This window comes from Caballeronia arvi, assembly GCF_001544695.2.
Taxonomy (GTDB): Bacteria; Pseudomonadota; Gammaproteobacteria; order Burkholderiales; family Burkholderiaceae; genus Caballeronia; species Caballeronia arvi.
On record NZ_FCOM02000157.1, the window covers coordinates 1 to 3,310 of the forward strand.

The window sequence follows — 3,310 nt, forward strand, 5'->3', positions numbered from 1 at the left end:
CCGCTACTTGAAGTGGTGGGAACCACTTTGGCGTCTCAGATTGCGCGAATCAAGACGGCCGTGCCGCGACGCTTACCGTGGCGGCCTCCGGCAAGGCATTGCGCAGGTGGAGTTTGCCGGCCGATCCATGGAGCGCGCGCCCATCGTGAACGGCGCCGCAGTCGCGATGTGTCGGTTGACGACCGCAAGCCCGGCCACAGCGTGATCCGCGCTTTGAGACATTTGCGTAATAGCACGCCTGCATCATTGTCAGCGAGCTGTCACGACACGGCAATCAGCGTCAAAAGAAGTTCTCGAAGGGGAGTTCATTTATCTGGCTCTCTAAAAGAGCATGTCCGGCTGCAAAAAGTTCTGGGCTCGGCCACTTTCTGCCGCTTCCCTGAGCCACGCAGTGGTCACTCGAACGGCTTGTCCCCTCCGAAACCTGTCGAAGCCCCGCGCTCTGGTCTGCCATTGCTATTGTTCAGCCAACGAGGCGCGTCAGGCGGCTGCACGACGCCATGAGCCGATCGCGCGTCCGGCCACCGGCTGAGAGCCCGGTCATCGGTCTTTGCCTCAACCTAGTCCGTTGAGCACTTCACGCGAAGCCACGCCGTGACCTGATCCGGGGTGAGTCGCCAGCACGGCATACTGAGCGTCCCAACGGTCGATCGAGATGTACGTGAACGAATGGTTGCACCGGATGGCGGTGCGGTGGGGTCACCTGATAACTCCTCTTCGGTTATCCCGCCGCGGGTTTCGACTCGGCGCCTCCCATTGCTCGCTCGTTGGAAAGCGGACCGTTCTCAACTTCGAGCGCTGACGGCAGCGGGTGATCGCAGAACTGCTCGCGCAGCTTCACTTTGTGCAGCTTGCCAACGGCCGTATGCGGCAACTCGTTGACGAAGACAACGTCATCTGGCATCCACCACTTCGCGACCTTACCTGCGTAGAATGCGAGCAGTTCGTCGCGCGTGACCTCGGCGTCCTTGCGTTTGACGACGACGAGCAGCGGCCGCTGCAGCCACTTCGGATGGGCGCAGGCGATGCACGCCGCCTCTGCGACCGCCGGGTGCGCGATCGCGATGTTCTCGATCTCGATCGAACTAATCCACTCGCCGCCCGACTTGATCACATCCTTGCTGCGGTCGGTGATCCGCATAAAACCTTCCCGGTCGATAGTGGCCACGTCGCCGGTCGGAAACCAGCCGTCGACGAGCGGCGAGTCATCCTTCTGGAAATACCGTTTGATCACCCACGGACCGCGCGTGTGCAGTTCGCCGAACGCGACGCCGTCCCACGGCAGATCGCGCCCGTCGTCGCCAACGATCTTCATGTCTACGCCGTAGATCACGTGCCCCTGCTTTTCGCGGAGCCTGCGCTGTTCTTCCGGCGGCCGCTGTGATTGTTCCCAGTTGAGTTTTGCGAGCGTGCCAAGCGGTGACATCTCGGTCATGCCCCATCCGTGAATGGCTTCGACGCCGTATTCCTCGAACGTGCGCAGCATCGAAGGCGGGCACGCGGACCCGCCGATGACCGCCCGTTGCAGTGACGACAAACGCACGCCCGCTTCCTTCATGTAATTGAGCAGGCCAAGCCAGACGGTCGGCACGCCGGCGGAATACGTGACGCGCTCTGCCTGCATCAGTTCGAACAGGGATTTTCCGTCGAGATCCTTGCCCGGCAGGACGAGTTTCGCGCCTGTGAGCGGTGCGGCATGCGGCATGCCCCATGCGTTCGCATGAAACATTGGCACGACGGGCAACACCGAGTCACGCGCCGATAGGCACATCGCATCCGGCAACGCGCCGGCGTACGCGTGCAGCACCGTGGATCGATGCGAATATAGCGCACCCTTTGGATTGCCGGTCGTGCCCGAGGTGTAACAAAGGTACGATGCCTGACGCTCGTCAAGGAGGGGCCAATCGAATGCGCCGTCGTGTGGCTTGAGAAACGTCTCATAGCTGATGAGCGGCATGGGCGCGTGCACCGCAGGCAGATGCGCGTCGTCGGCAAGCGCGATCCACCCACGCACCTTAGGGCAGAGGAGCGCAAGGCATTCGATCAACTGCGCGAACGTTGTATCGAACAGCACGTAGCTGTCATCGGCGTCGTTGATGATCCATGCGATCTGCTCGGGGAAGAGCCGGGGGTTGATGGTATGACAAACGGCCCCGAAGCCCGTTGTGCCGTAATAGGCTTCCAGATGGCGGTAGCCGTTCCATGCCAGCGTGCCGATCCGTTCGCCCGGCTGCACATCCAGCGCCATAAGCGCCTGCGCCAGTTGCTTCGCGCGCTTTTCGCAGTCGCGATACGTGTAGCGATGCACGTCGCCTTCGATGCGCTTTGACACGATCTCGGTCGTGCCGAAGTGACGTGACGCATGGGCCAGGAGTGAGGATACCGTCAGCGGCACGTCCATCATCTGACCGAGCAGCGGTGTCGTCATAGTCAAGTCTCCCTGCTATTACCGCGAACTCGGGATCGCATAAGAGTGCTAGAAGTATCGGACATGGCATCTGCTCAACAGCCGAGGCTTCCGGCTATTTAACTTAGTTGAGGCCTGCGAGTGTTGCAAATAGATAAGAAGGATATCGCGAATGTCTCCTGCCTGTAGGACCCGCAATCTGCACACGGAGACTAGCCACGCGCGCGTTGGACTGCGGCTCCACTTTCTGTCGCTCGCCTGAGCTACGCAGTGGTCACTCGAACGGCTTGTCCGCTCCGAAAACCGCCGATGCGCGGCGCATTGGTCGGCCACTACTGTCGGTTCAACCAACCAGGTGCGTCAGGCGGCTGCACCACGCTATGCGGTCGTTCGCGCTAACACAAAGCCGCTAACAGAGTCCTGCGCAATCGCTGCGACCAACGGTTCGACAGCGAGCCGATCGTACGTCCGTCCACCCGCACAGAGCACGGTGATTGGTCATTGCTTCGACCTAGGTCATTGAGCACTTCACGCGAAACCACGCTGTGACCTGATCTGGGGTGAGCGAGACAGACCGACTTGATGCGTGCCGCATGTCGAGGTCGGCTTATGCAGCCACCACGGAATGGTGTAACTTCCTAGTCGTTCTTCATCTACTTTGTCGAGCCCGAACCTTGGGCAGGTGCGCATCATTCGCTGCCAGGCTAAGCCCATGTGATGGCAGCGAAGTCTTCGGGCTCGAACAAGTGCTGCTGCGTCTGCGGGGCGGGCGCATCGCGTATTTCTCGTGCGGAAGTTCGTGCGACCACCACATCGTCTTCGTCAGCTAGGGAAACGCTGATTAATGAGTTGTCGGGTCGGCTTGAAGATCAAGAGGCGTCGGAGCTTCTTGATAACGAATCG

The 3,310-nt window shown here is 60.6% G+C and carries 2 protein-coding genes; one reads left to right on the plus strand and one right to left on the minus strand.

Annotation, left to right across the window (positions count from 1 at the left end; translation table 11 throughout):
• Positions 1-721 precede the first annotated feature (721 nt).
• Complete coding sequence (locus AWB74_RS43670) at positions 722-2,428, minus strand: 3-(methylthio)propionyl-CoA ligase (RefSeq protein ID WP_061152686.1); 1,707 nt, start codon at positions 2,426-2,428, stop codon at positions 722-724.
• 696 nt (positions 2,429-3,124) lie between these two features.
• On the opposite strand from AWB74_RS43670, the gene AWB74_RS48055 reads away from it, so the two are divergent.
• Positions 3,125-3,310: hypothetical protein (locus tag AWB74_RS48055; protein ID WP_235024946.1), on the plus strand; the 186-nt coding region annotated here is incomplete at its 3' end.

Excerpts from the sequence above, each read along its gene's own strand:
- AWB74_RS43670 (WP_061152686.1), bottom strand. The coding sequence starts at position 2,428 with ATGACGACACCGCTGCTCGGTCAGATGATGGACGTGCCGCTGACGGTA.